The sequence below is a fragment of the Candidatus Cardinium hertigii genome (genome assembly GCF_003788695.1).
This window is the reverse complement of the sequence record NZ_RARA01000001.1, coordinates 1-875: the sequence shown is the minus strand read 5'-3', so window position 1 is coordinate 875 and position 875 is coordinate 1. Positions and strand designations below refer to the sequence as shown.

At 38.4% G+C, this 875-nt stretch carries 1 protein-coding gene; it reads left to right on the top strand.

Annotated elements, in window-relative coordinates:
- Nucleotides 1-598, top strand: a 598-nt coding sequence (locus tag EDM02_RS00005) for a DNA translocase FtsK (RefSeq protein WP_148053541.1), incomplete at its 5' end; no start/stop codon positions are given.
- Nucleotides 599-875 lie beyond the last annotated feature (277 nt).

Here is an 875-nt window from a genome sequence, read left to right as displayed (position 1 = left end):
CCTAGCCCAGTTGGCACGTGCCATTGGGATACATCTTGTTTTAGCGACCCAGCGCCCTTCGGTCAATGTTATTACCGGTACGATCAAAGCCAATTTTCCTGTTAGGATTTCCTATAAAGTAAGCTCCCGTATTGATTCTAGAACCATTTTAGATGCTAGTGGAGCAGAACAATTGGTAGGAAATGGAGATATGCTACTCGCTATGAACTCTGACATTATCCGATTACAAGGCCCTTTCTTAGATACAGCGGAAGTAGAACGGGTGTGTACCTACATTGGTGCACAACAAGGCTATCCTTCTGCATATATGTTACCCACTTATAATGAGGAGGACAAAGATGATACCGTGGCAGTAGATCTACAAGGAATAGATCCTTTGTTTGAAGAAGCAGCAAGGTTAATTGTATTACATCAACAGGGAAGCACTTCTCTTATTCAACGGAAGTTAAAACTTGGTTATAATCGTTCTGGAAGACTCATAGACCAATTAGAAACTGCAGGCATTGTCGGTCCTTTTGAAGGAAGTAAAGCAAGAGCAGTTTTGGTAACAGATGAAACGAGTTTAAATAATATATTAGTTGGATTAAATCGCAAATAATGGTATCCGTTCATTTGCGTGGTAGCCATATTTTATAGATTATTGATAATTTTATCCATTTTTTTTAAAAACTACTTATTTTAAAGCTACTTTTTTTGCTTGATCAAAAAAAGTAGCCGAACGGACAATGGCGTCAACTTAAGGCAATTCATGATTAGCCTACCCTCCTATTATACTTGGTTATCAATAACAGCTAAACCTTAAGTTGACGCCATTGGCCGAACGGATACGAATAGAGATCATGCCATTGCCATGCTCCATTTCATAATAAATTTTC